This is a genomic window from Pseudomonas edaphica (assembly GCF_005863185.1).
Lineage (GTDB): Bacteria > Pseudomonadota > Gammaproteobacteria > Pseudomonadales > Pseudomonadaceae > Aquipseudomonas > Aquipseudomonas edaphica.
This window is the reverse complement of record NZ_VBVZ01000562.1, coordinates 1-3,959: the sequence shown is the minus strand read 5'-3', so window position 1 is coordinate 3,959 and position 3,959 is coordinate 1. Positions and strand designations below refer to the sequence as shown.

Genomic DNA, 3,959 nt, shown 5'->3' with positions numbered 1-3,959 from the left:
TACTGGTGGGCATCCTGGACAAAGTCCTCGCTGACCTCAGCTCCGACGAAACCGACGCTATCCAGCAACACTGGGTCGGCAGCTTCACCGATCACCGCACCTTCTGGGCCGACTTGCTGATGTACGGCCTGCCGGCGGTGCTGCTGCTGAGCACCGTGTTGGCCATCGTGATTCGCATCAACCGCCGGCTCAGCTCGGAAATTGCCCGGCGAGTCGCCCTTGAGCAAGAGTTGCGCAGCAGCGAATACCACTATCGCGGCCTGGTCGAGAGCCTGTCCGCGATTGCCTGGGAAGCCAGCATCACCGACTTCACCTACAGCTACGTTTCGCCCCACGCCGAAGACCTGCTGGGCTATCCCCGCGCCCATTGGCTGATTCCAGGCTTCTGGCGCAACATCATCCACCCTGCCGACCTGACCCGAGCGGAGGCATTCTGCTTCCAGGAAACCCGCGCCAACCGCGATCACAGCCTCGATTATCGAGTGATTACCGCCGACGGCCGTTGCTTGTGGGTGCGCGATATCGTCAGCCTGATCGAGCACGGCCATGAGCCGGTGTTGCGCGGTTTGATGATCGATATCAGCGAAGCCAAGCGCACAGAGGAGGCTTTGCAGCTTTCCGAAGAGAAGTTTGCCTCGGTATTTCAGCAATGCCCGGACATCCTGGTCATCGCCCGCCTCTCTGATGGCTGCCTGCTGGAGGTGAACAAGGCATTCGAGGACCAGATTGGGCTAAGCGCCGAACAAGTCGTGGGCAAAACCGCCACCGAGCTGAACATCTGGGGCATTCAAGGCGTCGGCCCCGACCTGCTGCAACGTGTGCAGACCACCAGCATCCGCAACCTGGAAATGCCATTTCTGCGCAGCAATGGCCAGGCGTTTACCGGGTTGATCTCCGCCGAACCGTTCCAACTCGACACCACAGAAGCCTTGGTGGTGGTGGTGCGTGACATCACCCAACTCAAGGAAACCCAGCAACTGCTGCAAACCTCCGAAGAGAAATTCGCCAAGGCCTTCCACGCCTCACCCGACGGTTTGCTGCTCAGCCGCCAACGCGATGGGCTTTTGATTGAAGTGAACGAAGGCTTCACCCGCCTGACGGGCTTTAGCAGTGCGAACTCGCTCGACCAGTCGACCCTGGACCTGGGCATCTGGGTTGACCTCAACGAACGCAAGCACATGCTGGAGCTGATGCAACGCGACGGTTTTGTGCGTGACTTCGTCTGCCATATCCGCCGCGCCGACGGCTTGATTCGCCTGTGCGAAGTCTCCAGCCGGCCGCTGCCCATCGGCGAGGATGACTGCATGCTGACCATCGCCCGTGACATCACCGAGCGCCAAGTGATGCAGGAAAAACTGCAACAGGCCGCCACGGTGTTCGAGAGCACGGCCGAAGGGGTATTGATCACCGACACCCGGCAGAACATCAGCGCCGTCAACCGCGCTTTCAGCGAAATCACCGGCTACAGCGAAGCCGAAGCCCTTGGCAGCACGCCGCGCCTGCTCGCTTCCGGCCTGCATGACAGCGCGTTCTATGCGGCGATGTGGCATCAATTGACGGCTCACGGCCACTGGCAGGGCGAGATTTCCAACCGCCGCAAAAACGGCGAGCTATACCCCAGCTGGCTGACCATCAGCGCCGTGCGCAACCGCGACCAGTTGATCACACACTTTGTTGCCGTGTTTGCCGACATCTCCAGTCTCAAGCACGCCCAGGCTCGCCTCGATTATCAGGCACACCACGACCCACTGACCGGCCTGCCCAACCGCACCCTGTTTGAAAGCCGACTGCAAGCCGCCCTCACCAGCCAGGAAGAAACCGGTCACCAAGGCGCCGTGCTGTTCCTCGACCTGGACCGGTTCAAGCATATCAACGACAGCCTCGGCCACCCCGTCGGCGACCTGCTGCTCAAGGACATCGCCGTGCGCCTCAAGGAGCAACTGCGCGACATCGACACCGTGGCACGCCTGGGCGGCGACGAATTCATCATCCTGCTGCCCGGCCTGCAACAAGCCAGCGATGCCGAACACCTGGCCAATAAACTGCTCGCCTGCTTCACCCCGCCGTTCCAGGCCGGCGAGCATGAGTTCTTTATCAGCGCCAGCATCGGCACCAGCCTTTATCCACAGGACGGTACCGACGTCGCTACCCTGGTCAAAAACGCCGATGCCGCGATGTACCGCTCCAAGGCCAAAGGCCGCAACCGTGTCGAGAGCTACACTCGCGACCTCACCGCCCAGGCCAACGAACGCGTGGCCCTCGAGCACGAACTGCGCCGTGCCATCGAGCGTGAAGAGCTGTTTCTGTACTACCAACCGAAGCTCAGCCTGGTCACCCAGGAACTGATCGGCGCCGAAGCATTGATTCGCTGGCACCACCCAACCTTTGGCGACGTGCCGCCGGAACACTTCATCGCCCTGGCCGAGGAGAACGGCACGATCCTGCAGATTGGCGACTGGGTACTGGAACAGGCCTGCCGTCAGATGCACACCTGGAAACGCGCCTTCAACGATTTCGGCCCGCTGTCAGTCAACCTCGCCGGCGCACAACTGCGTCACCCCAACCTGCTCGCGCGCATCGAACAACTGTTGCACGACTACCACTTGGAGCCCGGTTGCCTGCAACTGGAGATCACCGAAAACTTCATCATGAGCCAGGCCGAAGAAGCCCTCGAAGTGCTGCACCAACTCAAGCACCTGGGCGTGCAACTGGCCATCGATGACTTCGGCACCGGCTATTCTTCACTCAGTTACCTCAAGCGCCTGCCACTGGACTTCCTCAAGATCGACCAGTCTTTCGTGCGCGGCCTGCCCGACGACCCCCACGACGCCGCCATCGTGCGCGCCATCATCGCCCTGGGCCACAGCATGCAATTCACCATCATCGCCGAAGGCGTGGAAAACCCCGCACAACAAGCCTTCCTGGCCGCCGAAGGCTGCGAACAGATGCAAGGCTACATCGTCAGCCTGCCGCTGCCGCCGGAGCTTTTTGCCGAGACTTTTCTTCATATGCGGGTTTCAGACTTTTCGGATGGCACAGCACGGAAACCGTCGCTATAATCCGCGTCCTACTGAGGGCCTATAGCTCAGTTGGTTAGAGCAGAGGACTCATAATCCTTTGGTCGTAGGTTCGAGTCCTACTGGGCCCACCAAACAAGAAAGCCGCGCATTGCGCGGCTTTTTCGTGTCTGGCATTCGTCTCAAACGGCCAGTTCACGCAGCGCTGCTGTCGCCAAAAACCCTGACCGCGATGCATAGCGATGATCCTTCTGCACTCGCTCATCAATGCGGTGCAACAACTGCTCCGGCAAAGAAGCGTTGAACCGCACCGACTTACCCAAGTACGGAGTCAGGTCAAAGTCGACAATCGCCCATACGCCACCGGCGTAATCCGGATTGTCCAGATGAACATCCACCTCTTGGGCCTGAGGAAGCTTTTCTTCGTCGGCGACCAACCCTTCGAGATGCAGCGCCAGCGCTTCCCGAACATTATCCAACGCCTCGGAAAACGAAGCGCCTGCCGAGAAGCAGCCTGGTACGTCCGGAACGGTCACGCTGTAGTCCGAGTCGGCGTCTTTGTGTACTACCACTGGGAATTTCATTGGTCATCCTCTGAACGAACTCCACCGAGCCCATCCAATTCCTCAGTCAAGCTCTACAGTTGAGGCCTGCTGATTTGAAAATACTGTGCAAGGTGCCCTTGGCAATCTCTGACTTGGGATGAGGCACGGTTACACGTCCTCGCTTCTCAGGGTGTTTGTATACACACAAGACACACCTATAAAAAAGTCTTCTCACCCTTAAAGCAGACCTGTGTGATGAGATGATGGCGACGTATTAGCCCTTTTAACCAGCGAACTTCTGTCAGTTTTTGTGCCCACTCCCAATCACACTCATCGCAGCACCGTTCACCTCCTTGCCAACACAAGCCTGTAATATATCCGCGCACTGCCCCTACAC

2 protein-coding genes, 1 tRNA gene and 1 pseudogene are annotated in these 3,959 nt (G+C 59.2%); 2 read left to right on the top strand and 2 right to left on the bottom strand.

Translation table 11 applies throughout. The features are described from left to right. Window positions 1–3,059: bifunctional diguanylate cyclase/phosphodiesterase (locus tag FEM54_RS26525; protein ID WP_138453651.1), on the top strand; the 3,059-nt coding region annotated here is incomplete at its 5' end. A 15-nt stretch (window positions 3,060–3,074) separates the two neighbouring features. Further along, window positions 3,075–3,151, top strand: a tRNA-Ile gene (locus tag FEM54_RS26520). A 48-nt stretch (window positions 3,152–3,199) separates the two neighbouring features. Here FEM54_RS26520 and FEM54_RS26515 read toward each other — a convergent pair. Together FEM54_RS26515 and FEM54_RS26510 are read right to left on the bottom strand one after the other, a co-directional pair. Then, on the bottom strand, window positions 3,200–3,601 hold the full coding sequence (locus tag FEM54_RS26515) for a type II toxin-antitoxin system HicB family antitoxin (RefSeq protein ID WP_099550415.1): 402 nt from the start codon (window positions 3,599–3,601) through the stop codon (window positions 3,200–3,202). Between the two features lie 46 nt (window positions 3,602–3,647). After that, window positions 3,648–3,761, bottom strand: a pseudogene (locus FEM54_RS26510) (type II toxin-antitoxin system HicA family toxin); the annotation flags it as partial. Between the last annotated feature and the right edge of the window lie 198 nt (window positions 3,762–3,959).

What these genes read in the sequence shown, in the direction of transcription:
- FEM54_RS26515 (WP_099550415.1), bottom strand. Translation starts at nt 3,601, where the DNA reads ATGAAATTCCCAGTGGTAGTACACAAAGACGCCGACTCGGACTACAGC.